This window comes from Aquimarina atlantica, from assembly GCF_000626715.1.
In the GTDB taxonomy this organism is placed as follows: Bacteria; Bacteroidota; Bacteroidia; order Flavobacteriales; family Flavobacteriaceae; genus Aquimarina; species Aquimarina atlantica.
In genome coordinates this window covers 358,370-383,199 of record NZ_AQRA01000005.1, presented here as the reverse complement: position 1 = coordinate 383,199, position 24,830 = coordinate 358,370, and the positions used below count along the sequence as shown (strand labels likewise).

The 24,830-nt window shown below is 35.2% G+C and carries 25 protein-coding genes; 7 read left to right on the top strand and 18 right to left on the bottom strand.

Features of this window, described 5'->3' with window-relative positions:
* The first annotated feature begins 36 nt into the window (after positions 1–36).
* The 6 genes from ATO12_RS25810 (at position 37) to ATO12_RS25805 (ending at position 4,463) form a co-directional block, all read left to right on the top strand.
* Positions 37–267: a hypothetical protein gene (locus ATO12_RS25810; RefSeq protein ID WP_131248831.1), complete on the top strand. Its 231-nt coding sequence runs from the start codon at positions 37–39 to the stop codon at positions 265–267.
* Between the two features lie 23 nt (positions 268–290).
* The gene (locus ATO12_RS26095) at positions 291–449 is read left to right on the top strand and encodes a hypothetical protein (RefSeq protein ID WP_165583376.1); all 159 of its coding nucleotides are present in this window, start codon (positions 291–293) and stop codon (positions 447–449) included.
* Between the two features lie 207 nt (positions 450–656).
* A complete protein-coding gene (locus tag ATO12_RS12940) occupies positions 657–1,595 on the top strand; it encodes an ATP synthase subunit B family protein (RefSeq protein WP_034242488.1) in 939 nt (312 codons plus the stop codon).
* A gap of 49 nt (positions 1,596–1,644) precedes the next feature.
* The gene (locus ATO12_RS12935; RefSeq protein WP_051575809.1) at positions 1,645–2,376 is read left to right on the top strand and encodes a glycoside hydrolase family 25 protein; all 732 of its coding nucleotides are present in this window, start codon (positions 1,645–1,647) and stop codon (positions 2,374–2,376) included.
* A gap of 162 nt (positions 2,377–2,538) precedes the next feature.
* Complete coding sequence (locus ATO12_RS12930) at positions 2,539–4,077, top strand: serine hydrolase (RefSeq protein WP_034242487.1); 1,539 nt, start codon at positions 2,539–2,541, stop codon at positions 4,075–4,077.
* Between the two features lie 206 nt (positions 4,078–4,283).
* Positions 4,284–4,463, top strand: coding sequence for a hypothetical protein (locus ATO12_RS25805; RefSeq protein WP_131248830.1), 180 nt, complete (start codon positions 4,284–4,286; stop codon positions 4,461–4,463).
* A gap of 61 nt (positions 4,464–4,524) precedes the next feature.
* Here the strand turns inward: ATO12_RS25805 and ATO12_RS12925 are convergent, their stop codons facing one another.
* The 17 genes from ATO12_RS12925 to ATO12_RS12845 all read right to left on the bottom strand — a co-directional run bounded on the left by ATO12_RS12925 (position 4,525) and on the right by ATO12_RS12845 (position 22,384).
* A complete protein-coding gene (locus ATO12_RS12925) occupies positions 4,525–6,588 on the bottom strand; it encodes an alpha-ketoacid dehydrogenase subunit alpha/beta (protein ID WP_034242486.1) in 2,064 nt (687 codons plus the stop codon).
* Between the two features lie 161 nt (positions 6,589–6,749).
* On the bottom strand, positions 6,750–7,823 hold the full coding sequence (locus tag ATO12_RS12920; RefSeq protein WP_034242485.1) for a branched-chain amino acid aminotransferase: 1,074 nt from the start codon (positions 7,821–7,823) through the stop codon (positions 6,750–6,752).
* 100 nt (positions 7,824–7,923) lie between these two features.
* Positions 7,924–9,204, bottom strand: coding sequence for a dihydrolipoamide acetyltransferase family protein (locus ATO12_RS12915; RefSeq protein ID WP_240486132.1), 1,281 nt, complete (start codon positions 9,202–9,204; stop codon positions 7,924–7,926).
* Positions 9,205–9,348: 144 nt separating this feature from the next.
* A complete protein-coding gene (locus ATO12_RS12910) occupies positions 9,349–9,945 on the bottom strand; it encodes an acyltransferase (protein WP_034242483.1) in 597 nt (198 codons plus the stop codon).
* Between the two features lie 106 nt (positions 9,946–10,051).
* Positions 10,052–10,804 carry an enoyl-CoA hydratase/isomerase family protein gene (locus ATO12_RS12905; protein ID WP_034242482.1) on the bottom strand — a complete coding sequence of 251 codons (753 nt, stop codon included), beginning with the start codon at positions 10,802–10,804 and terminating at the stop codon, positions 10,052–10,054.
* A gap of 172 nt (positions 10,805–10,976) precedes the next feature.
* Positions 10,977–13,478, bottom strand: a complete 2,502-nt coding sequence (gene paaZ / locus ATO12_RS12900; protein WP_034242481.1) for a phenylacetic acid degradation bifunctional protein PaaZ — start codon at positions 13,476–13,478, stop codon at positions 10,977–10,979.
* A gap of 3 nt (positions 13,479–13,481) precedes the next feature.
* Positions 13,482–14,693, bottom strand: a complete 1,212-nt coding sequence (gene pcaF, locus ATO12_RS12895) for a 3-oxoadipyl-CoA thiolase (protein ID WP_034242480.1) — start codon at positions 14,691–14,693, stop codon at positions 13,482–13,484.
* A gap of 92 nt (positions 14,694–14,785) precedes the next feature.
* A complete protein-coding gene (locus ATO12_RS12890) occupies positions 14,786–15,196 on the bottom strand; it encodes a PaaI family thioesterase (RefSeq protein ID WP_205625239.1) in 411 nt (136 codons plus the stop codon).
* 9 nt (positions 15,197–15,205) lie between these two features.
* A complete protein-coding gene (locus ATO12_RS12885; protein WP_034242479.1) occupies positions 15,206–16,384 on the bottom strand; it encodes a 3-hydroxyacyl-CoA dehydrogenase NAD-binding domain-containing protein in 1,179 nt (392 codons plus the stop codon).
* A gap of 245 nt (positions 16,385–16,629) precedes the next feature.
* A complete protein-coding gene (locus tag ATO12_RS12880; protein WP_034242477.1) occupies positions 16,630–17,409 on the bottom strand; it encodes an enoyl-CoA hydratase-related protein in 780 nt (259 codons plus the stop codon).
* A gap of 2 nt (positions 17,410–17,411) precedes the next feature.
* Positions 17,412–17,780 carry a VOC family protein gene (locus ATO12_RS12875; protein ID WP_240486131.1) on the bottom strand — a complete coding sequence of 123 codons (369 nt, stop codon included), beginning with the start codon at positions 17,778–17,780 and terminating at the stop codon, positions 17,412–17,414.
* Positions 17,780–18,283 carry a 1,2-phenylacetyl-CoA epoxidase subunit PaaD gene (gene paaD, locus ATO12_RS12870; RefSeq protein ID WP_034242473.1) on the bottom strand — a complete coding sequence of 168 codons (504 nt, stop codon included), beginning with the start codon at positions 18,281–18,283 and terminating at the stop codon, positions 17,780–17,782. Before paaD ends, ATO12_RS12875 begins: the two co-directional genes overlap by 1 nt.
* 94 nt (positions 18,284–18,377) lie before the next feature.
* Complete coding sequence (gene paaC, locus ATO12_RS12865; RefSeq protein ID WP_034242471.1) at positions 18,378–19,133, bottom strand: 1,2-phenylacetyl-CoA epoxidase subunit PaaC; 756 nt, start codon at positions 19,131–19,133, stop codon at positions 18,378–18,380.
* A gap of 101 nt (positions 19,134–19,234) precedes the next feature.
* Positions 19,235–19,519: a 1,2-phenylacetyl-CoA epoxidase subunit PaaB gene (gene paaB / locus ATO12_RS12860; RefSeq protein ID WP_025667674.1), complete on the bottom strand. Its 285-nt coding sequence runs from the start codon at positions 19,517–19,519 to the stop codon at positions 19,235–19,237.
* Between the two features lie 126 nt (positions 19,520–19,645).
* On the bottom strand, positions 19,646–20,626 hold the full coding sequence (gene paaA / locus ATO12_RS12855) for a 1,2-phenylacetyl-CoA epoxidase subunit PaaA (protein ID WP_034242469.1): 981 nt from the start codon (positions 20,624–20,626) through the stop codon (positions 19,646–19,648).
* 12 nt (positions 20,627–20,638) lie between these two features.
* Positions 20,639–21,712: a 2Fe-2S iron-sulfur cluster-binding protein gene (locus ATO12_RS12850; RefSeq protein ID WP_034242467.1), complete on the bottom strand. Its 1,074-nt coding sequence runs from the start codon at positions 21,710–21,712 to the stop codon at positions 20,639–20,641.
* 102 nt (positions 21,713–21,814) lie between these two features.
* Positions 21,815–22,384: a TetR/AcrR family transcriptional regulator gene (locus ATO12_RS12845; protein WP_034242466.1), complete on the bottom strand. Its 570-nt coding sequence runs from the start codon at positions 22,382–22,384 to the stop codon at positions 21,815–21,817.
* Between the two features lie 249 nt (positions 22,385–22,633).
* On the opposite strand from ATO12_RS12845, the gene ATO12_RS12840 reads away from it, so the two are divergent.
* On the top strand, positions 22,634–23,071 hold the full coding sequence (locus ATO12_RS12840; protein ID WP_034242464.1) for an META domain-containing protein: 438 nt from the start codon (positions 22,634–22,636) through the stop codon (positions 23,069–23,071).
* A gap of 25 nt (positions 23,072–23,096) precedes the next feature.
* Here ATO12_RS12840 and ATO12_RS12835 read toward each other — a convergent pair whose 3' ends face one another.
* Positions 23,097–24,776 carry a T9SS type A sorting domain-containing protein gene (locus tag ATO12_RS12835; RefSeq protein WP_165583375.1) on the bottom strand — a complete coding sequence of 560 codons (1,680 nt, stop codon included), beginning with the start codon at positions 24,774–24,776 and terminating at the stop codon, positions 23,097–23,099.
* Positions 24,777–24,830: the final 54 nt, after the last annotated feature.

Genomic DNA, 24,830 nt, shown 5'->3' with positions numbered 1-24,830 from the left:
CCTTATCAGCTCTATTAATCTTTAAAAACAACAATCATGAGAAATGATGAATCACAATGGTTTTTATGTAAAACCACAGCAACAGAAAAGTTCATTGTACAACCAGGAACTATGAGTATTACTCTTCGTCTCAAATCAACTAATACGAGTAATCTCGATAGATATTGTTACGACATGAGCTATACAATAAAAGAACGAATAGAGAATTACTCAAATTCTTTTAAAAAAATCAACTCACCTGTATATGCATCATTACCAGGCACATAAATAACAGTTTAAAATTTAATAATATGAAAACACAACTTACCAATAATAAAGAAAGAAAAATATCAACAATACTAGCAAAATGGCTATCTAATTACATCACAGCGATGAGTAAAGCATTATACCCTCCAGAAGTAAAAGGAGTAGAAAGTAAAAATGACAGACATCGCATTTTTGATAAATGATGTAGTAGTGCCCTGTTACAACATATAAGAAGTAACGGGGCTTTATTTATATAATTAAGTGAGGCTCCATTTCATGAAAAATATAGATAAATAGCAATCACTGTTATACAAATACATTCACAATAATTACGTATAAATACCTATACAATTTACTTCAAAAATTCTCTACCTTTAAACTACACAAAATAAACCAACTTTACTACTGCTATGGATATTAACCAAACACTATCCAGTCTTATTAAAAATGATAAAATCTGGGTTATCATCATCTCTTTGATTATTATCATTCTGGGATTCAGCAATATACTAGTAGCTCCAGCTATTGATTTTTTATCTAATATTAATGCAGATATGATGTTGGGTCTTGGCGTTGCCATGGAATTAAAAAGTATTACTGCAGGTATTGACAATTCGGGCATTCTCTTAGTTGGAGGGCTGGCAACAGAACTTTCTGATATTTTTACACGGGCCATCAATTATTTAACCTTTGCCAATATTGTAATCGCAGTTCAAACTATTTTGGTGAATATGGGTAAATCATTACTTTTTAAAGTACTTCCTTTGATTTTTCTTATAGGCATATTCTTCGAAAAATATAAAAAAACAGCTTTAAAACTACTTATGATAGCATTGCTCATTAACCCAGGGCTTTCTTTATATGTTAATGGAATACACTATGTATCTAACACTATGGAATTAAGTCTTGGTTCTTCGTTACACGAGCATCTTTCATCTATTAAAAATAAATATGATGCAAAGAAAAAGCATATTAAATCAAAACAAGAAGCTCGAAAAAACAGGCAATTAGAGAAAGCTAAAGAAAAAGGTCATAAAGGTATAGGCATTTTTAAAAAAGTTGAAGATGCAGTTGTTGATAAAGTCGAAGATGTTAGCGTTGATGCAGAAGAAGGATTTTCTGAAGCTTTTGAAATTTTAAAAGAAGGTAAAAAAGAATTGATGAAACTTATCATAAACATGATTAGTAACCTCATTGTTCTTTTCCTTATTCTGCCACTATTATATTTTTATCTCATGAGTTTCTTACTTAAGAAGTTTTTTCATTTTTCTGGATTAAGTAAAATTGAAGAAGCTCAGGAGGAAAATTTAAAAAAACTTGGCAAAGATCTAACTCATGATCCACACTAACCTAAAATTTAAACAATTAAATACTCTTAAGACGTAACCAATAGAATTCATGAAAAAAATTACCATTCAACTTTTTACACTATCGTTAGTATTATTTTCTTGTGCAACAGATAAAAACAATTTGTGTACTTCAGAAAATCAAAGACTCGAAACAGATCCTTCTATTTTAGGAATGGATGTTTCTCATTTCCAAGGAGATATCAAATGGAATGATATTAAGAAAGACGGTGTTAATTTTGTGTACATCAAAGCATCAGAAGGTGATGATTTTAAAGATCCTATGTTTAAAACAAACAGAGCAGCTGCAAAAAGTAAATGCATCTATCGAGGTGCTTATCATTTTTATCAAACCGGTTATGATCCTACAAAGCAAGCTCAAAATTTTATAGCCGCAGTAGATACATTAGAGCCAGGAGATTTACCTCCTGTTTTAGATCTCGAAGAATTAGGGATTCAAGCTCCAGTAACCAAAAAAGAATACCAAAAAAATACCTTACTCTGGTTACAAACAGTAGAAAAAGAATGGGGAGTAACCCCAATTATCTATTCTAATTTTTATTTTGGTGTTAAATACCTTGATCATCCCGATTTTGCAAAATATAAATTGTGGATTGCTGCGTATACCAAAGAAGATCCGAAAGTTCCTAACACCTGGAAAAGTGAAGGCTGGACTATCTGGCAACGTACAGACCTTAAAAACTTAAAAGGAATCAAGGGAGATGTTGATTATGATCTATTTCATGGCAATGCTGAAGCCTTCAGAAAACTATTGAAAAAATAGCTCTCTGTATACCCAATTATAATTCGTGATTAGACAAAACTGCTTATATACCCGATCATCTTTTGAATATTAGTGTAAAGGAGATACAACATTCTAGTATCATCCTAAAATAAATTATATTTACCTTTCAAAACACACAAAACACTATCTAAAATTAATATCATGAAAAAACTATTGCTGTTATTTACAGTATTACTGATTTCTACAACGAATATATTAAGTCAAACAGACACTACAGTTGATCTTAAAAAGTTAGATGAATATTATGCTAAAATGGCAAAAGACTGGGATATCCCAAGTGTTTCTATTGGAATTGTTAAAGATGGAAAACTGGTTTTCAGTGGTAGTTACGGGGTAAAAGAAAAAGGAAAAAATGAAAAACCTGATGAGAATACGCTGTATGCTATTGCATCTAATTCTAAAGCATTTACAGCTACTATTATCGGGATGCTGGTACAGGAAGGAAAGCTAAACTGGGATGATAAAGTAAAGAAGCATCTACCATATTTTGCGCTCTACGATCCATGGGTAAGCAATGAAGTTACCATAAGAGATATATTAAGTCATCGTGTAGGGCTTGGCACATTTAGTGGTGATGTGATCTGGTATAAAGCAAACCTAACATCAGAAGAAATAATAAAAAGAATTAAATACCTTCCTAAAACACATGATTTTAGAGCTGGATTTGGATACTCTAATGTGATGTACATTACTGCAGGAGAAATTATAAAAAAAGTAACCGGAAAAAGTTGGGGAGAAAATGTACAAGAACGAATTCTAGATCCTCTGGGAATGGATAGAACCATAACATCATATAAAAAGCTCGATACAAAAAAGAATTATGCCACCCCGCATGGTCGTGAAAATGATAAAAACATCCCTATCGACTGGGTAGATTGGGAAGAAATAGGAGCTATGGGCGGGCTTATTTCTAGTGTTAAAGATGTTTCTAAATGGATGATCTTTAATCTAAACCACGGTCGTATCGATAAAGATACCTTACTTACCAAAAACACCAGAAATATAATCTGGACACCTCATAACAATTATAGAGTAGATCACACTTCAAAAAATGATTTCAATAAGCATTTTAGTAGCTATGGATTAGGATGGGGGTTAAGTGATTATCAAGGAAGGCTTAGTGCTGCTCATACAGGAGGGTTTGATGGGATGATTACAGCAGTTACTTTAATTCCTGATGAAAATCTAGGGGTTGTAGTACTTACTAATGGTATGAAAAGCCCGATTAGAGCCGCAACTTACCACGCTTTAGATCAATTTCTAGGTACAGCATCTATCGATTGGTCTGCCAAACTATTGAAAAAGGCAAATACTAATGGTAAAAAAGACACTCGAATCTCTACAAGAAAAGAAAAAAGAGAGTTAAATACCAAACCTTCTGTTGCACCAACTAAAATAGTAGGAGATTATAGGTCTGATATCTACGGAAAAATTAAAATCTCGTTAGAAAAAGACCAGTTACGTATGAAATTTGAACATACTCCAGATTTATCTGCTACGCTGCGGCACTGGCATCATGACGTTTGGGAAATTGTTTGGGATAAGAAACATGCCTGGTTTAGTTTTGGAACCGTAAAATTCAATACTGATAATAACTTAAATGTTAAAAGTATGGATTTTGATGTTCCTAATGATGACATCTTCTTTGAAGAACTAAAACCATATAGAATATCTGAATAACAACCTATATTCAAAAAAAGAATCTGATTTTCGATATGAGAACGTAAAGTGGTGATTTCTATAGTGAAATCACCGCTTTATTTGTCATAAAATTCAATTTCTTAACATAATCATATTACATCGTATTAAACAAAAACCACTTATTATCAATACCTTACACTTTCATTTTTAGTTTAAATAAATATAAACTCTTAAAACCTTTAAAAATGAAAAATATCATAAACGTAAATGGAGTAAAAAAACTGAATAAAGCGGTTCAAAAATCTATTAATGGATCAAAAAGTCGTATATCGGATTGTTATCAGAAAGGAGAGTTATGTTGCCGAATAAGTCTTAATATTTGTGGCATTGGAGAATGCAATGGCAGATTCTGTATGTGGGGATAAAAAATATACCCTGGTAATTTACATCTAAATTACCAGGGTATATTTTTTATTATCAAATCGTTTAATACTTTAACAATTCATCTATTTTCTCTTTTACCTTTTCGGTAGAAGGAATCATAGTTTGTTCTAAAGTGCTGTTCAAAGGAATAGCTGGCATATTCTCTGATCCAATAGTCATCACAGGAGCATCCAGAGATCTAAAGCATTCTTCCTGGATTTTACCCGATAATGCTCTTGCAAAAGAATTATTAGTAGGTTCTTCGGTAACTACAAGACATTTTTTGGTTTTCTTTACCGATTCCATAATGGTTTCTTCATCCAGAGGATACAATGTACGTAAATCGATAACCTCGACTACATCTTTCATACCTTTTGTAGCATTAAGCGCCCAATGTACTCCCATACCGTAGGTTACGATCGTCATGGTTTCCTTTTCATCCTGCGGCCAGATACGTTGTACAACATTAGCTTTACCGAAAGGTAATATATAATCCTCTGATGGTTCTATAGTTCTGGCAGCATCGGTTCCTTTTACTTTTGACCAATACAGTCCTTTGTGCTCTAAAATAACTACAGGATTTGGATCATGATATGCGGCTTTCATCAATCCTTTAAGATCAGCTCCAGTACTTGGGTATGCAATCTTGATTCCACGAATATTAGTTACTACAGATTCAACAGAAGAGGAGTGATAAGGCCCTCCACTACCATAAGCTCCAATCGGAACTCGCAGAATCATCGATACCGGCCATTTTCCATTAGATAAATAACATGACCTGCTCACTTCTGTAAATAGTTGATTTAGTCCTGGCCAGATATAATCGGCAAACTGTACTTCTACAATAGGCTTTAAACCAACGGCAGACATCCCCACAGTAGAACCAACAATAAAAGCTTCCTGGATAGGCGTATTAAACACACGCTCGTCTCCAAATTTTTGTGCTAATGTAGCTGCTTCTCTAAAAACTCCTCCTAGTCTTCCCCCAACATCTTGTCCATATAACAAACATTCTTTATGCTCCTTCATTAATTCTTCTACAGCAAACAAAGCACAATCTACCATCACAACTTCTTCTTTATCAGCAGGGGATCGTTCTCCTTTCTCTTCTGTAATTGGTGTAGGGGCAAAATCATGAGTAAATAAGTCTTCTGGTTTTGGATCTTCGGCTTTCATAGCTTCATCCAAATCTTTGGCCACTACTGCTCTTGCTTTTGCTTCTATAGCCAGCACTTCATCTTTGGTAAAACCAGATGAAAGTAATTGGTTTCTCAATACCGGATATGGATCACGAGAACGAGCTTCTTCAAGATCATCTCGATACCATTCCATTCGCACTCCCGAAGTATGATGATTTAGCAAAGGTACTTTGGCATGCACCAGGATCGGTCTTCTTTCTTCTCTAATGGTTTTGATTACTTCTTGTATTGCCAGGTAACTTTCGGTAAAATTAGCTCCATCGATAGAAATCGCTTCTAATCCATTAAATCCTGCTGCATATTCAAAAGCATTTTGCGCACGGGTTTCCTCCTCATTTGCAGAAATATCCCAACCATTATCCTGTACCAGATACAAAATCGGTAATTGCTTTAAGGCAGCCATCTGAAAAGCTTCTGCAATCTCTCCCTCGGTTACCGAAGCATCTCCAAGAGAACACACTACCAGAGGTTTATCTTTTAATGATTTGTCATCTAAACCCACCAATTCTTTGTATTGCATCCCTAATGCTACTCCCGTAGAAGGTATGGCCTGCATTCCTGTTGCTGATGATTGGTGCGGGATTTTTGGTTTATCCTCATCACGCAAACTGGGGTGTGAGTAATAGGTTCTACCTCCCGAAAAAGGATCTTCTTTTTTAGCCAGTAATTGCAACATTAAATCATAAGGGCGCATTCCTATCCCCAATAACATCGAATCATCTCTATAATACGGAAACGCATAATCCTGAGGTAATAGCTGCATAGCTGTAGCTATTTGGATTGCTTCATGCCCCCTTGAGGTTGCGTGCACATATTTAGATACTGTTTTGAAGTTTTCTTCGTACAACTCTGTCATCGACTTAGCCGTACAGAGTGTCATGAATGCTTTTTCTAATACTTCTTTTGCTATGGTCTTTTCAGCTAACATTTTAAATCAATTTTTGATCTACGACTTACGATTTTTGATTTCACTTGTTATCGATATTTTTTAACTATTGTAAAACACTGAAACAACTAAAATTCTTCCTTAAATAACATTCTAATTATCTTATCCTTCGTAAATCCAAATTTGTAATTCGTAAATTCTAATTATTTCACTTTCTCTTTAATAGACACAGGTGTAATCCAACCATGTTTATCTTCTCTTTTCTGAGCTTTGATCTCATCCAAAGTATTTTTCATATCCTGGCTTACAGGGTTTGTATCGGGTAATGTGATTAATTCTTCATTATATCCGATAGCTTCTATCATGGCAATAGCAACTGCTGTTCCGGTTCCAAAAGCCTCTTCTAATTTTCCTTCTTTCGAGAACTCAATAACCTCATCAATTGTAATTGGGCGCTCTACTACTTCAAAACCTTTATCTTTTAGTAAAGTGATTACACTATCACGAGTAATTCCTTTTAGAATTGACCCATTGGTACTCGGAGTGATAAACTTACCATCTACCTTAAAAAAGATATTCATAGTTCCTACTTCCTGAATGTACTTATGCTCATTAGCATCTAACCACAATACCTGGTCATAACCTTTGGCTTTAGCTTTTTCTGTAGGCAGGATCGCAGCAGCATAATTACCTGCTGCTTTTGCTTCACCTGTTCCTCCGTCTGCAGCTCTTATATATTTGGTTTCAGCATACAATCTTATTTTTTTGGTAAAGAATGGTCCGGCAGGAGAACAGATCACAATAAACTTATAACTTGTTGCTGCACGCATCCCAATAAAAGGTTCATCTGCATACATAAATGGGCGCAAATACAATGCACTTCCTTCTTGCGGTGGTATCCAACCATATTCTACACCTACAATCTGCTTTACTGCCTCTACAAAAAGCTCTTCGGGTACAGAAGGCATCCCCATTCTGGCAGCACTATGATTAAATCGTTTTGCATTTTCTTCTGGTCTAAACAACAGTGGAGTATTATCTTTTCCTACTGTAGCTTTCATTCCTTCAAAAATTGCCTGTCCATAATGCAAAGCCATTGCTGCAGGATGCGTCGGTATGAATTCTAATGGTTCGATACGTGGATTTTGCCACGCTCCATCTTCATAATCGCAGATAAACATATGATCGGTAAAGGCTTTACCCAAAGGAATATTGTCAAAATCAATATCCTTTAATTTTGAATCCGATGTTGTTGTAATTTTGATTTGCTGCTCCATTAGTATTTGTTTTGGGCACATCCCCGAATCGTACCTCTCGGGGTCGGGCTATTCGCGCTACATGGTAGCCTGCTTCTATCCCTTGTGCATGTATTGATTATTATATTTCTCTATTTATATCAAAAGCTTCCAGTTCATCACCTACTTTACGTAAAAATGATCCTCCTAAAAACCCATCTACTACTCTATGATCAAAAGACAATGATAAATACATCATACTTCTAATTGCAATTTCGTCTCCATTTTCTGTAGTAATTACCTCTGGTCTTTTTTTAATAATCCCTAAAGCCAGAATTGCAACTTCGGGTTGATTAATGATTGGTGTTCCCATCAAACTCCCAAAGGTTCCTACATTAGAAATGGTAAAAGTACTTCCTTGTATTTCATCTGGTTTTAAAGCATTACTCCTTGCACTATTCGCCAAATGATTTACACGTTTAGCCAATCCAAGTAGGTTTTTTTCATCTGCATTTTTAACCACCGGAACGATTAAATTACCATTAGGCAGTGCAGTTGCCATACCGACATTAATATCGTTATGTACCACAATCTTCTTGTCATCTACAGAAACATTAATCATTGGATATTCCTGAATTGCCTTAGCAACCGCTTCTACAAAAATTGGAGTGAATGTTAATTTTTCTCCATGTTTTTCCTGAAACTTCACCTTTACTTCATTTCTCCAATTCACAATATTGGTTACATCAACTTCGATATAACTGGTCACATGAGGCGAAGTATGTTTAGAATACACCATATGATCTGCTATCATTTTGCGCATACGGTCCATTTCTACAATGCGGTCTTTACCTTCTACAAACGAGATCGGAGGTGCATTATAAGTTGATTTTGGCGTTGATGGTTGCGGCCTGCTAGGTAGTGGATATTTTCTGTTTTTTAGGTATTGCATTACATCACTTTTGCGTATACGACCATCTATTCCTGTACCCGTAATACTCTGCAGTTCTTCTATAGTAATATTTTCTTTTTGAGCTATGCTAATGATCAAAGGAGATAAAAAGCCATCATTTTCACCTAGATTTAGGTTTTTAAAATCAGAACTACTTGTTGTCCTTGATTCTGTATGAGCAGATGGTTCTGGTTTTTTTTGTGATCTTTCAGCAGTAGTTTCTGTCGCTTCTGATTTTTGATGCGATGTCGCAGATACCGCATCGGCATTGATAACAGCAATTACCTGCCCTATCTCTACTACTTCATTAGGCTGATACCGTATTTCTGTTATCACTCCATTACAAGGAGAAGGCACTTCAGAATCTACTTTATCTGTAGCTATTTCTAAAATTGTTTCATCCTCTTCTACCGTATCACCTACATTCTTTAACCAGTTAAGAATGGTAGCCTCTGATATACTTTCACCCATTTTGGGCATTTTTAATTCTACTGTCGACATTTCGGTTAACAAATGTTTGTTAGTTTATTTATATTAATTTTATTCGCTTATGTTACATTTCGGCAACACCTCGACAAGCTTAGTGTGACAACTCAATGCGACATTCGTAATGATCTATTTTCGCTTAAACTCCTCAAGCGTTTTATAAAATGCTTCCTGCCTTCCTCTATCCTCCGGAACCTCTCTTAGAGGTTCTACTTCTTTTAGTGACTCATAACAATCTGCTGGTAATTGTTGATATAACTGCGTGCCCTTTGTTTTCCAGGCTATCATTTCATCGCTTACTTCTTTAATTACCTTTGCCGGATTACCAACAATCAAACTTCGTTTTGGAAAAACCGTATTTGCTTTCACAAAAGACATTGCTCCTACTATACATTCATCCCCGATCTCTGCATCATCCATAATCACAGTATTCATCCCAATTAAGCAATTACGTCCCAAATTTGCTCCATGAATTACCGCTCCGTGCCCTACATGCGCACTTTCTTTGAGTACAATAGATTTACCAGGGAACATATGTACCGTACAATTTTCTTGCACATTAACTCCATCTTCAAGGATAATCTCACCCCAATCCCCACGTATCGCTGCTCCTGGCCCGATATAGCAGTTTTTACCAATGATCACATTACCGGTCACTGCCGCCAATGGATGTACAAAACTACTTTCGTGTACTACGGGTATATATCCTTTAAAACTGTAAATCATTAATCTATTTAAATTCTTATTTTCTTAGACCTCACAGGTTTTTAAAACCTGTGAGGTCTATAAATTTTGATTACACTTTGGCAAGCTCAGTGCAGTAATTACTATTTTATTTAAATCTTTTCAAGGTTTCTTTTGTAAAATCACTAAGTACCAATCTTCCGCTAATTACGGCTCTATCTGCCAAAAGCGTATCCCAATCTTCTGTTCCTTTCCAAAATGCTTGTTTCATATCCTTCATTGCCTCTGGATTGTATGTACATAAATGTTCTGCAAAAGCTTTTACTTCGGCATCTAATGTTTCTATATCTTCAAAAACCTTGGTAAATAACCCTTTATCTTTAGCCCACTCTGCATCATAAAACGAATTGGCATCAATTGCGATCTGTGTCATTGCAGACAAACCTATTTTACGCTCTACTGCAGGTCCTACTACAAATGGTCCTATACCTACATTAAGTTCGCTTAATTTTATGGATGCATATTTTGTTGCCATACAATAATCGGTTGCAGAAGCTAATCCAACTCCTCCTCCAACAGTTTTTCCTTGTACTCGCCCAATAATAAATTTGGGGCATTTACGCATCGCATTGATTACATTGGCAAAACCAGAGAAAAATACTTTCCCGGTTTCGGCATCATTAATATTAATCAACTCTTTAAAACTGGCTCCGGCACAAAACGTTCTGTCTTTTCCACTTTTTAATACAATGACCTTGATATCATCATTAGTACCCGCATCAGTAATGGTTTGAGCAAGCTTAGTCAAAATATCTCCTGGTAAGGAGTTATGCGCAGGATGAAAAAATTCAATAATTCCTACCTGATTTTCTATGTTTATGTTTACGTATGGTTGTGTCAAAATAAATATCAAATTTTAAATGTAAAATCTAAAAGTTTAAAGTAGATAGCATTGCTTTAAAACTTTATCATTTACTATTTTACATTGTTCGGTTTTTATATTATATTTTTTTCTTCTAAAACCTCACAGGTTTTCAAAACCTGTGAGACTTATATGTTATTTTCTAAACTACTTAGCCTAAAAGATCAAATTGATCAAAATGATGATTTAAATGTTTTCTTTCTAACAGATACCATTCATATTTGTTCAATTCTCCGAAAACAATATTTTTTAATAGTGCATCTGGATTTTCCTTAAAATATGCTTTATATGCTTCTCTAGCTTCGTTCAGTTTTATTACAGCCGTTTCTAGATCAGGATGTTTTAAATCTTCTAACTCTCCTTTTTTAAGCAATGGAAAGTTTGTATTTTTAGGAAAAGGTTCATAATTATATAAGCTATTATGTACTTTATCTAAAATCTTTTCTGGTGTTGCAATTTCGAAATCCTGAATTTCTCCTGAAGCAATTCTATAGGTATACTCCAGATGTTCTATCATATGCTGTGGAGTCATCATTCCCCATTTTGGTTTGGCATCTGCAGATAGTTTAGATAAGCATTCCTGAATTTTTGCTTCAGTCATTTCTACAAGAGAGGTTTGCTTTTTCTGTACCATTGTTAAAATAGTGGCAATAGCTACCAACTCATCTTCGGTATCAAATACTTCTACAAACCATTTTACAATACCACTAGGATGTTCTGCACTTGCAACATCGCGATCTACTTTTTCTTTACAGGTTAGTCTAACATATACTGTATCATTATGATAGATTGGTCTTAAGAATCTACATTCTTCTAATCCATAATTAGCTGCTACCGGGCCTTTATTTGGATATACAAATAATCCCGCTGCAGCTGCCAGGATAAAATACCCATGTGCTGTTCGTTTTTCAAAAATACTCCCATCTAAAGATGTGATATCGGTATGCGCGTAGAAATGATCCCAGGTAAGATTTGCAAAACCAATGATATCGGTATCGGTTACAGTACGTTTATGAGTTTTTAGTGACATTCCCGGTTCAATATCCTCCCAATGATATGAGAACGGGTGATTTTCTGATTCTTTATATGCAGAATTTGCCTGATAAATACCGGTTACTTCTGTAAGTGTGGTCGGTGTTCCCTGTATTGCGCAACGTTGCATAAAGTGCTTAATTCCTCGCATTCCTCCCATTTCTTCACCACCACCAGCACGTCCGGGACCTCCATGCGTAAGCAATGGCAATGGAGAACCATGACCGGTACTTTGTTTCGCATTTTCTCGATTGCCGACTAAAATACGTCCGTGATGAGAAGCTGCACCTACGATATAATCTTTCGCAATTTTATCGTCATATGTAAATATAGAGGACACTAATGATCCTTTACCCATCTGGGATAAGGTAATAGCATCTTCCAGCGTATCATAAGGCATAATAGTAGCTACTGGTCCAAATGCTTCAATGGTATGCGCATTTGTATTTTTGAATGGATTATCTTCTCGCATCAAAATCGGGCTTACGAATGCTCCTTTTTGAGCATCAGCTCCAACAGTTTCAAGTTTATCTAAATCACCATATACGATCTGAGCAGTTTTAGCTATTTCGGAGATATTATTCTTAAAACTTTCTACTTGCTGCTTACTGGCTAGAGCTCCCATTCGAACTTCTTTCAATCTTGGATCTCCTACAGTAACTTTATCCAACTGTTGTCCTAATGCGATTTGTACATCTTCAACCAATTCTGAAGGCACAATAATTCTACGAATTGCAGTACATTTTTGGCCACATTTCACAGTCATTTCTTTTCGAACTTCTTTGACAAATAAGTCAAATTCTGGTGTCCCTGGCACAGCATCTTTTCCTAGTATAGAAGCATTTAATGAATCTGCTTCCATAGTAAAGGGTACAGATTCTTCTATAAGTCTTGGATGTGCTTTAAGGATCCTTCCTGTCCGCGCAGAACCTGTAAAAGTTACGACATCCTGAGATTGTACAGTATCCAGAATCGTTTTGGTCATCCCGCTAAGTAACTGTAATGCGCCTTCGGGGAGTATTCCCGAATCTATAATTACTCGTACTACTGCTTCTGTTAGGTATGCGGTTTGTGGTGCAGGTAAAACCACTGCTGGTACTCCTGCCATCCAGTTAACAGCACATTTTTCAAGCATTCCCCAAATAGGGAAATTAAAAGCGTTGATATGTACTGCAACCCCTCTTTTGGGTACTAAAATATGATGCGCCATAAACCGTCCTCCTTTAGACAAGTCTATAGGGTCTCCTTCTACATGATAAGGCTGATTAGGAAATAGTTTTCGCAAAGAAGCATTGGCAAAAAGATTACCAAAACCTCCTTCAATATCGATCCAGCTATCTACTCGGGTTGCTCCTGTACGATAACTTAGTTCATAAAACTCTTCTTTGCGTTTGGTAAGATATAATGCCAATTTTTTAAGCATATTACCACGTTGCTGAAAAGTCATTTTCCGAAGGATTTCTCCTCCTTTTGCTCTACCGTATTGTAACACTTCGGGAATATCTAACCCTTCGGTTGTAGATGTCCCAATAACTTCACCTGTAATAGCATCGTGCATTACGATTCCATCTCCAGAACCTGAAGTCCATTTTCCGTTTATGTAGCTTTCTAGTTTTTTCATAGATCAGACATTTGTATTTTCGATTACACAAGCGTATCCTTGCCCTACTCCCACACACATTGTGATTAGCGCATATCGTTTATTTTGTTGTTGTAATTCTAAAGCGGCAGAATACGCAATCCTGGTACCTGTTACTCCTAATGGATGCCCAATCGCAATAGATCCGCCGTTAGGATTTATTCTTGGGTCATCATCTTCTAATCCCCATTCTCGTATACACGCTAACGCTTGTGAGGCAAAGGCTTCATTAAGTTCTATGACATCAATATCATCCATCGTAATCCCTGCTTTTTCCAAAGCTTTATTAGATGCCTGAACAGGTCCGATACCCATAATCCTAGGTTCTACTCCTACTACTGCAGAGCTTACTATTCTAGCTAGTGGTTTTAAGTTGTATTTTTTAACTGCATCTTCTGATGCAACAATTGTAGCCGCTGCTCCATCATTTAATCCCGAAGAGTTTCCTGCTGTTACGCTACCTTCTTTTTTGAAAGCTGGACGCAATTTTGCCAATACCTCTTTGGTAGTAGTTGGTTTTACAAATTCATCATCAGAAAACAGGATGGGATCTTTTTTACGCTGTGGGATTTCGACTGTAGTAATTTCTTTAGCCAATCTCCCCGATTTCTGAGCATTGGTTGCTTTCATCTGGCTCCAATACGCAAATGCATCCTGATCTTCTCTGGATATATTATATTTCTCGACTAGGTTCTCTGCTGTATTTCCCATACCATCTGTACCGTATAGGTCATGCATTTTTTGATTTACAAATCGCCATCCAAAACTAGAATCATACATTTTGGAGTCATTACCAAAGGCAGATGATGGTTTTGCAATCACATATGGGCCACGTGTCATATTTTCTACTCCACCCGAAATAAATAGATCACCGTCTCCCGCTTTGATTGCTCTATTGGCATGAATTATTGCAGATAACCCCGAGCTGCATAAACGATTTACCGTTTCTCCGGGAACAGTAAAAGGTAGTCCTGCTAATAATGCAGCCATTCTGGCTACATTACGATTATCTTCACCAGCCTGATTAGCACACCCCATAATAACATCATCATAAGCATCTTTTGGAATACTTGGATTATTTGCCACTAGTTTTTCTATTACCAAAGCGCCTAAATCATCAGTTCTTACTGCTGATAATGTTCCTTTATAACTTCCTATTGGAGTACGAACTCCGTCTATTATATATGCTTCTTTCAAAAGTTTAAATTTTAAATGTTAAATCATAAATTCTAAAGTGTAATCTCATATATCTGAACCACTTTTATATTTATCATTTTACGGTTTTCTATTTATTCTTCCCAGTCTTTACTGGTTCTATATACTACTCCTTTAAACAGTGCTACTATATCATCACCTCTTTTAACTTCTACAATATTGAAGCCTACTTTGGTTTTGGTAATATCAACTGTAGCTTCTGCTGTTAAATAATCCCCTTCTTCTAATGCCTCGATATGATTTATCGAAGTTTCTATAGATACAGCATATTTGCCATGGGTATTTGCAGAAAAACCAAAAGCTGTATCCGCTAAGCTATAGGATATTCCTCCGTGGGCTTTACTCATGCTATTGAGCATTTCTTTCCTAATCGTCATCCCTACCTTACATCTTCCTTTTTCGACTTCGATAATTTCGACACCCAACCATTGGCTAAAAGCGTCTTGAGACAACATCTTATGAGGAATTCTTTCTGATTTTATCATACCGGTAGATTAATTATCTGCAACTAATTTTTTGCTAAAAAAAGTTCTATTCTCTTTTGCCATTCTTCTTAGTATCGGACTACATCTATATCGATCTTCATGATATTCATTATAGAGATTATCTAGCATAGTAACACACCAGTCAATTCCCTTTTCATCTGCCCAGGCTAATAATCCTTTTGGATAATTTACACCCTTAGTCATTGCATTATCAATATCTTCTGCCGAAGCTATATTCCAGAACAATGCATCTGCCGCTTCATTAATTAACATTACCAATACTCTATTAAAAATATACGCTGCTAATACTTTATCTTCTTTGGGCGTATCTTTTACTGCAGTATCACTATAATCATAATATCCTTTCCCTGATTTTCTTCCTAAATATCCCGCTTCAGACAATCTTTTTTGTGTAAAAGAGGGTTTGTATCGAGGATCATAGTAAAATGCTTTAAACACAGTTTCTGTAACCGTATAATTGATATCGTTTCCTATAAAATCCATTAATTCAAAAGGCCCCATTCTAAATCCTCCTAAAGTTTTTAAACTCCAATCTATAGTCGCAATATCAGCCAGGCCTTCTTCATAAATACGTAAAGATTCTCCATAAAATGGTCGTGCTACACGATTTACAATAAAACCAGGAGTATCTTTTGCTAAGGCTACTACTTTTTTCCAACCATTAATAATCTCTACCACCTTATCAGTAACCTGAGTTGAAGTTTGTACTGCAGGAATTACCTCGACTAATTTCATTAACGGAGCAGGGTTAAAAAAATGAATTCCTATACATCGCTCTGGTTTTTGTAATGAAGATGCTATAGATGCTATAGATAAAGAGGAGGTATTAGATGCTATAATTGTATCTTCTGCAACATATGTTTCTAGTTCAGAAAATACTTTCTTTTTAATATCAAGATCTTCTATAATAGCTTCGATAGTGAGGTTTGCATCTTTAAGGTCTTTTAAAGAATCTACATAAGAAATATTACCTTGAATACGCATTTTCTCAGTTTGATCAATTCTTCCTTTTTCAATCAAACGGGAAAGAATTTTTTCTAAAGCTTGTTTACTTCTATCTAGTGCTTCTTGCTTTGTATCAAATACTTTTACTTTACAACCAGAAGTAGCTGCTACCTGTGCAATACCACTTCCCATTGTTCCTGATCCTATTACTCCAACAATCATAATTAATTTCGAATATCGAATGGTAAATATCGAATACTGAACTATTTATTTTCAGTAAGTCCTATTAGCATTCATTACTTATTTTTATTTTGCGATGTTCGAATACTAGATACGAAAATCGCTATGAGTTCATTATTTTCTTTTATAATTAATTCTAACTTATCAATATTTATAACTTGATTCGTTCCTTTTTTGAATTTTCAAATTCACAAGTGATTCTTTTATTCGTTATTGGATATTTCTATTTATTTACCTTTAAATATGGGTTTTCTTTTTTCAATAAATGCATTTACACCTTCTGCATAATCCTCGCTTTCTGCAGATTCTATCTGTAGGTCTGATTCTATTGCTAATTGCTCATCGAGTGTATTTACTAATGACTGATTCAATAATCTTTTAGTCAATCCTAAAGCTTTGGTTGGCATTTGAGCTAATTTTGAAACTAGCTTCGTCACTTCTACTCCAAAGGTTTCTGTCTCAAACACTTTATATATCATCCCTAATTGCTCTGCTTCTTTTGCACTTACTTTATCACCTAACATCATTAAAGCAGAAGCTTTTTGAAAACCAATTAATCTGGGCAGAAAAAAGGTCCCTGCACTATCAGGAACCAGTCCTATCTTGCTAAACGCCTGGATAAAGCTTGCCCCCTCCGAAGCTACAACAATATCACACGCCAAAGCGATATTAGCTCCTGCTCCGGCAGCAACTCCATTTACTGCTGCCACAATAGGTTTTTCGATAGTTCTAATACGGCTGATTATTGGATTATAATGTTCTTCTAATATTTTTCTGAAACCAGGGTTCAATTCGGGAGAAGTTACTTCTTTAAGGTCCTGTCCTGCACAAAATGCTTTCCCGTTTCCGATAAGCATAATGGTTCTTACTTCATCATTAGTATTACACTCGTCTAATGTTTTTTGTAATAACAAGGCCATTTCTCTATTGAAACTATTAAAAGTATCTGGGCGGTTTAACGTTATTCTCGCTACTCCATTTTCAATGTGCAATTCGATTGAAGGCATATTTAATTCTCTATTTTGAATTGTGGGTTATAAATTATTCCGATAATATTATTCCATGGGCATTTAACTGTAGCTACTACGATTTCTCCTCCTACATTTGTTGGTTTTTCGTGTTCGGTAGCTCCTAAATCGAGTAACCTTTGGTATGTTGCATCTATCTTTTCTACACCCCAGTACGAAAGTACGTTATCCGATTTTGTTTCTGAAGAGGCTTCTTCTGGAAGTAATCCGAGTTCGTATCCTCCTATATTGAATCCTATATAAAAAGGTTCGTCGAAATAGGGTTTGGTATTAAATGCATCTGAATACCATTTTTTGGCTTTATCCAGATCACTAACTTTGTATATTATTGTTCTTAATCCGAGCATCATTATTTGAGACATTTGAAATAATCAAAAGGTTCTAAACAATCATTACATTGAAACAGTGCTTTACATGCTGTAGAACCAAACTGGCTTATCATTTTTGTGTTTGTCGAGCCACATTGGGTACATTTTACTATTTTTTTACCCCCAAGTAATGCTTCTTTATCAGCTTTCTCATTTAAAGGGGCAGCAATCCCGTATTTTTCTAGTGCTTCTCTACCTTTTGGTGTAATCCAGTCGGTGGTCCAAGCTGGCGATAAAACCAAAGAAACTTTGGCTTCTATACTTTCTTTTGCAAAAGCATTAATAATATCATCTCCAATTACATCCATTGCAGGACAACCACTATATGTGGGAGTTATTGTAATCTGAGCAATTGTTTCTATCATTTGAGCAGAGCGAACTACTCCCATATCCATAATAGACAATACCGGAATTTCGGGGTCATGGACTTTTTCCAAAATTGGAATCAGTTTCGGATCAATATGTTGCTCAAGTTCTATTGTCATAATAAATTATGGAATATCGAATTTAGAATATCCAAGGTTGAAGTTTTATTTCTCTTCATCATTCAATATTAAATGTTCGGTATTCTGTATTACTTTACCATTTCATATTAGGATAAGTACGTTGCATATATTGCAAATCTGAAAGCAAGTATCCCATGTGCTCACTATGAATACCTTGTTTACCACCTTTCTGAAACCATTTTGTTTCTGGTATGGTGATCGTAGCCTCTTCAAATACTTCTCTAATCCTTTGGTCGTATTTTTCTCGTAAAGCAGCAGTATTAACTCCAACTCCATTTTCTACAGCCATCTTATCATCATCTGTCATATGAAATAGTTCATCTGTATACTTCCACAGATCATCAACTGCTTCCTGAACTTTTTGATGACTTTCTTCTGTACCATCTCCTAATCTTTTCATCCAGTCTGACGAAAATCTTTGATGATAGCTTACTTCTTTAATTCCTTTCTTTGCAATTGCTGCTACTGTTTCATCATTACTATTTTGCAATTCTTCTAACAATAGTAAGTGAAAAGCGTCATAAAAAAACTGTCTTGTAATCACATATCCAAAGTGTCTGTTTGGTTGTTCGACAAGAAGCACATTTTTGTACTGTCTTTCTATTCTCAAAAAAGCAATATCATCTTCAGTTTTCCCATCTCCAGAAAGCTGAGCCACGTATTGATAATAACTTCGCGTCTGACCTAATAGATCCAATGCCATATTAGTCATTGCGATATCTGTTTCCAGGTTTGGTCCATGGCCACATAATTCTGATAATCGCTGACCAAGGATCAAAGCATTATCTGCTATACCGTAGATATATTGTATTTTATTTTCGTTTTTCATAATACTGCCCGTAATGATGGGTATCTTATTTAAATAACTTTAATTTCAAAATAGTACGTTTTCCGTATTCACGGGAATTGTAATTTTCACCATTGTAAAAATCACATATGCTTTACTTCATCAGGTAGTGTATAAAATGTAGGGTGTCTATACACCTTATCCTGAGCGGGTTCAAATAATTCTCCGTTGTTTTCGGGATTTGATGCTGTGATATGTTTAGACTCTACTACCCATATACTTACTCCTTCATTTCTTCGTGTATATACATCTCTGGCATTTTCTAAAGCCATTTCTGCATCGGCTGCATGAATACTACCAAAATGACGATGTTCTAAACCATTTTTACTTCTTACAAACACTTCCCAAAGTGGCCAGTTATTTTTCATCTGTTCTTTTTTTATTGTTTTTTAATTGTCAGATGGAATTCACCATTTAATATCTCGTTTGGTATCAACTTTAATTGTTATGGCTCATTTCATAATCATGAATTTTAAATTCTGAATTCAGAATTATTATATTGCTTTTTTAAGCTTTTTATCTTCTTGCTTTTTGGCATATGCCATCGCTGCATCTCTTACCCATTCTCCTTTTTCCCAGGCATTAACTCTAGCTGTCATACGCTCTTTGTTACAAGGGCCATGACCTTTTACTACTTGCCAGAATTCGTCCCAATCTATTTTACCAAAATCGTATCCCTTTTTTTCTTCATTCCATTTTAAGTCTGGGTCAGGAATAGTAAGTCCGATTAATTCTGCTTGCGGAACTGTTTGATCAATAAACTGCTGGCGTAATTCATCATTAGTTTTTCTTTTTAACTTCCACTTCATTGATTGAGCTGTATGTACAGATTCTGCATCTGTAGGTCCAAACATCATCAACGATGGCCACCACCATCTATTTAATGCATCTTGCGCCATTTCTTTTTGCTCTGGGCTACCATTTGCCAACGTAATCATTATTTCATATCCTTGACGCTGATGAAAGCTCTCTTCTTTACATACTCTAATCATCGCTCTTGCATAGGGTCCATAAGAAGTACTACATAGTGGCACTTGATTAATAATTGCAGCACCATCTACCAGCCAGCCAATTGCTCCCATATCTGCCCAGGTAACTGTTGGATAATTAAATATACTTGAATATTTTGCTTTACCGGTATGCAATTGTTCATATAGTTCTTCTCTAGAAATCCCTAAGGTCTCACATGCACTATATAAGTACAATCCATGTCCTGCCTCGTCCTGAACTTTTGCTAATAAAGCTACTTTACGTCTTAGAGAGGGTGCACGGGTAATCCAGTTTCCTTCTGGCAGCATTCCAACAATTTCGGAATGTGCGTGCTGAGAAATTTGCCGAATATGAGTTTTTCGGTATTTTTCTGGCATCCAATCTTTAGGTTCGATCTTTTCATCTCTGGCAATTCTCTGCTCAAAGATTTCTTCTAGACTTAGGCTATGCTCAGTCCCATGGTTTTTTATTTCTTTTTCGCTCATAATCCTAGAGTTTTATACATCAAAATCAACTACTACTTTTTCTGTAGTAGGAACAGCCTGGCAAGACAAGACAAGGCCTTTTGCCACCTCATCTTCTTCTAATGCGTAGTTTATCTTCATCTCTACTGCTCCTTCAACAACTTTACATTTACAAGTACTGCACACTCCACCTTTACAGGCAAAAGGTAGATCTGCGCCAGAAGCCAACGCTCCATCTAATATATTATCATGATCATCATCCATGGCAAAGTGAAATTCTTTTCCGCCATCTATAATGGTAACCTCAGTTCCATCAAATTTATGCTCAACTACTTCTGCTGCTTTTTTCTTATCTTCTTCAGAAACACCAGAAAAGAAAAGTTCATAATGAATTTTATCTTTTGATAGTCCTGCATTTACCAATCCATCCCTAATCAAAAAGATCATTTCTTCGGGGCCACAGACAAAGCATTCATCTACACTGGATACATCAATTATTTTATCAGTAAGTTCTTGTATCTTTTCTTCTGTAAATCTTCCATTAAGCAATGGTATATCCCGATGTTCTTTTGTTAAAAAGTAAAATATCTCTACTCTTCCAAAATACTTATTTCTAAGCGCTTCTATCTCTTCTTTAAAGATAATGGATTTCGCATTCCGATTCAAGTAAAAGAGCTTGAAAGTGCTTCCTGGCTCAGACGCAAGATGAGTTTTTAGTATAGATAATATGGGTGTAATACCGCTACCTGCAGCAAAAACAATATAATTTTTGGCTTTTGAAGGAGCTACTTCAACAAAAAAGTTTCCCATAGGAGGCATTACTTCCAGAACATCTCCTTCTTTAAGCACATCATTTGCAAAGTTAGAGAACAATCCCTGATCAATTCGTTTAACTGCCACCTGCCATTTATTTTCAACAGGACTTGAACACAAAGAATATGAGCGTCTTACTTCTTCATCATTAATAGATGCTTTTAGAGTAAGATGCTGGCCTTGCTTAAACAAAAATGTACTTCTAAGCTCTTCTGGTATATCAAAAGTAATAGAGGTACAATCCTTAGTTTCTTTAGTTAATTCAGAAACGCGAATAGAATAAAAATCAGTCATATCTTAATTTAACTATATAGTTATAGCTAAACAAAACTAACAATTGTTAGTTTGATACACAAATAATTATCTGTTAATTTTATGCCTTCCCAAAAATACAGGTCATGCTACCCCTTTTAGCAATACTGATATCATATCTCGTTTTAAGATATCAGAATCAATCTCTTTTTGTTCGGGGTACCATAAATACAATGTTCTTAAAGTAGAGAGTGTAGAAAACACCATAATTTCTACATTATAGGGTTTAATTTCTCCTTTCTCTAATCCTTTCTTTACTATATCTCTAAAGTTATCTTCATATTCCTGGCGCATTTTCTCAAAATATTGCAAATTATCCTCTTCAAGATGCATCCAATCATTATTAAGCGAAGCCAGACCATCTGCATTTCGCAACGTCACATCTATATGTAGATCAATAATGTTTTCCAGTTTTTGGATCGTATTTTCATCAGAATTCACAATTTTATTCATCCCAACTGTAAATTCTTCTGCAAGCCCAATTATGATAGTAGATAATATTTCTTGTTTTGACTGAATATGATTATACAAGCTTGCCGCTTTAATCCCCATAGCTTTTGCCAAATCTCTCATAGTTACTGCACTATATCCTTTTTCTTTAAAAAGAATAGCTGCTGCATTTATAATTTCTTGTTTTCTGCTTTCGGGTCTCATTTGTTTCGGTTTATCATTTTTATTGGTCAGATAAAATTCACATAGTAATCATTTTTCAACAGGTTCAATTAATAAAGTGAAGCCAGTATTAAAAACCATAACTATACTCATTTCATGGTAGGTATTTTGTTTTCCACTCAAAAATAAATTTTAATCTCATATAACCCATATTTTTGCGATCAAAAACAATGATTATGATGATTTTATGTTATAAATAATACTATATTAACCATAAAAGAATCTAGACTTATGAAATCTTTACTAATCATTTTGTTTTTTGTGGCATTTTCAAATACAAATAGTTGCACAAACAAAAATAATACAGCAGTCAAAAGTCAGGAAAACGAAAATCAGGTTACTAAAAAAACAACTTTTTCTGTTATTCGGCTTAACGGGAAAGATGTTTCTAAGAGAAATCTACATATCACTTTTGATGAGAAACAAAGTTCTGCTTATGGTCACTCTGGCTGCAATACGTTTTCGTCTAAGTATACTGAGGAAGGCAAAACTATTTCTTTTAGCTTCCCTATTGCAACAAAAATGTATTGCGAAAAAAATGCAGCAATAGAAAAAGAGTTTTTTAAAACCCTTATTGAAGTAAAAACCAGAGTTCAGAAAGAAGATACTCTAATTTTAAAAGATGGTAATAAAAAAGAGTTATTCTTTGGGGTAAGATCCAAAGAATAACTCTTTATGTTTTGTTATTCTATATCTAGAATTGCTTACTTACAATTACTTTTTTAGTAAAAGAAGTGCCATCGGATGTGTTTTTAACATAAATAAAATACATCCCTGTTGATTTATCTGACATATCAATTTGTCCTTTTTCATCAGACAATTTCCCAGAACCTACAACCATTCCTGAAATATTATAAAGATAATATTCTAATTTACCCTCTACTGTATTAGTGATATTAATAATTGCTTCTGACGCATTAAAAGAGACTGCTAGCACTTTTTCTTCTTCAGGCTCTGGATCAATTGGCGGTGGTGGCGGTGGCGGTGGCGGGGTTCCTCCGCTTTCTTGAGAAAGCATATTTAATGTTTCTCTTCCTGTATTATCAGGATCTAACCAATTAGAGAGTCTGTTAGAATCTGAGTTACCAAAACTCCATGAAATATTAAACCTACCATAAAAATCTGAAAGACCATTATCATTTGTTCCCGAACAGGCTGCTCCTCCTCCTGCAAGTTGTCCTACTATTCTACCATTTGGATCAAAAAGAGCAGAACCAGAAGATCCACCTTCTGTAACTCCAAGATCCCAATCTGTTACCTGCCAGGAATCAACAGGAGCGGTTAAACCTCCAATATTAGTTTTTATTTGTGTTAGTGCTGTATTTTCTCTACAAACTTTCATTATATCTCCGCTAGGATGATGAATCCCTATCGCAAAATTTGCTGCTATATCTCTTCGATCCCAACCGGCCCATTCTAATTCCCAGGATTCATCCAAACCTCCATCTAAATTCAATAGCTTGAAATCAGATTCTGCGTTCGCAGCTAATCTAGTAGCTCCACTGGTTGTTTGGTTTACTGCTGCATCTGTACTACCTGTAGTTGTCGCACAAGAAGGATTAGGACTAATCCAATTAAAACGAAATGCCCAAGTAGATTCACTGCCAGCATTACAATGATTAGCTGTCAAGAAATATGGTGCTTTATCATTTTTTGTATTATTAATCAATGTCCCTGTACAAACAAAACCTTGCATAATTACAAAGGCAACAGCATGCTTTAATCTATCTTTTAATTCATCAAAATCTTCTCCCACAGGGCAATCGACATCTTGATTACAATCTCCTGATTCATTTATTTTTTGCTGAATTTGCGTATTTGTAATCGAGCGATATCCATGAATTACTTTAGCAATGTTTAATTTACCTTTACCAGCAACAGAAGCAGGTTCAAAATATTCTATCCAGACATTATCTCCTTCTACCATCCAGGTACCTAACATTTGATCTGGCCTGTTAAAGATATTTGTATATGCACCTAAAAGATCAGATCTATTATTATTATACAGATATACGGTAGCTCCTCTAGGTATTTTATAGGTATCAAAAATGAAATTTAATGTCTTGGCACCTTTTGATATAATATTAATACGCCATATTCTATCTCCATTGGGTAATTCGTCCCATACTCCCGAATTTTCAAGACCCAAGTCCACTTTAAGTTCATAACCAAATCTCCAAGGTCTTGATTTATCTGAATCATTCTTGACATCTTCCGCTTTGATTTTAGCCAAATCAAAACTTTTCATAAGCATCGGAACTATGCTTTTTTTGTTTTGCATACTCCAACTTGTAGGTCTTCCTTCATTAGAAATTTGGGCATTAACTCCTAACGTACCTAATAATAATCCTAATACTATCAGCTTAATTCTCACAACCATTTATTTTTTTAATTGATAAAACAAATTTAACTATTTAAGAATACTTCA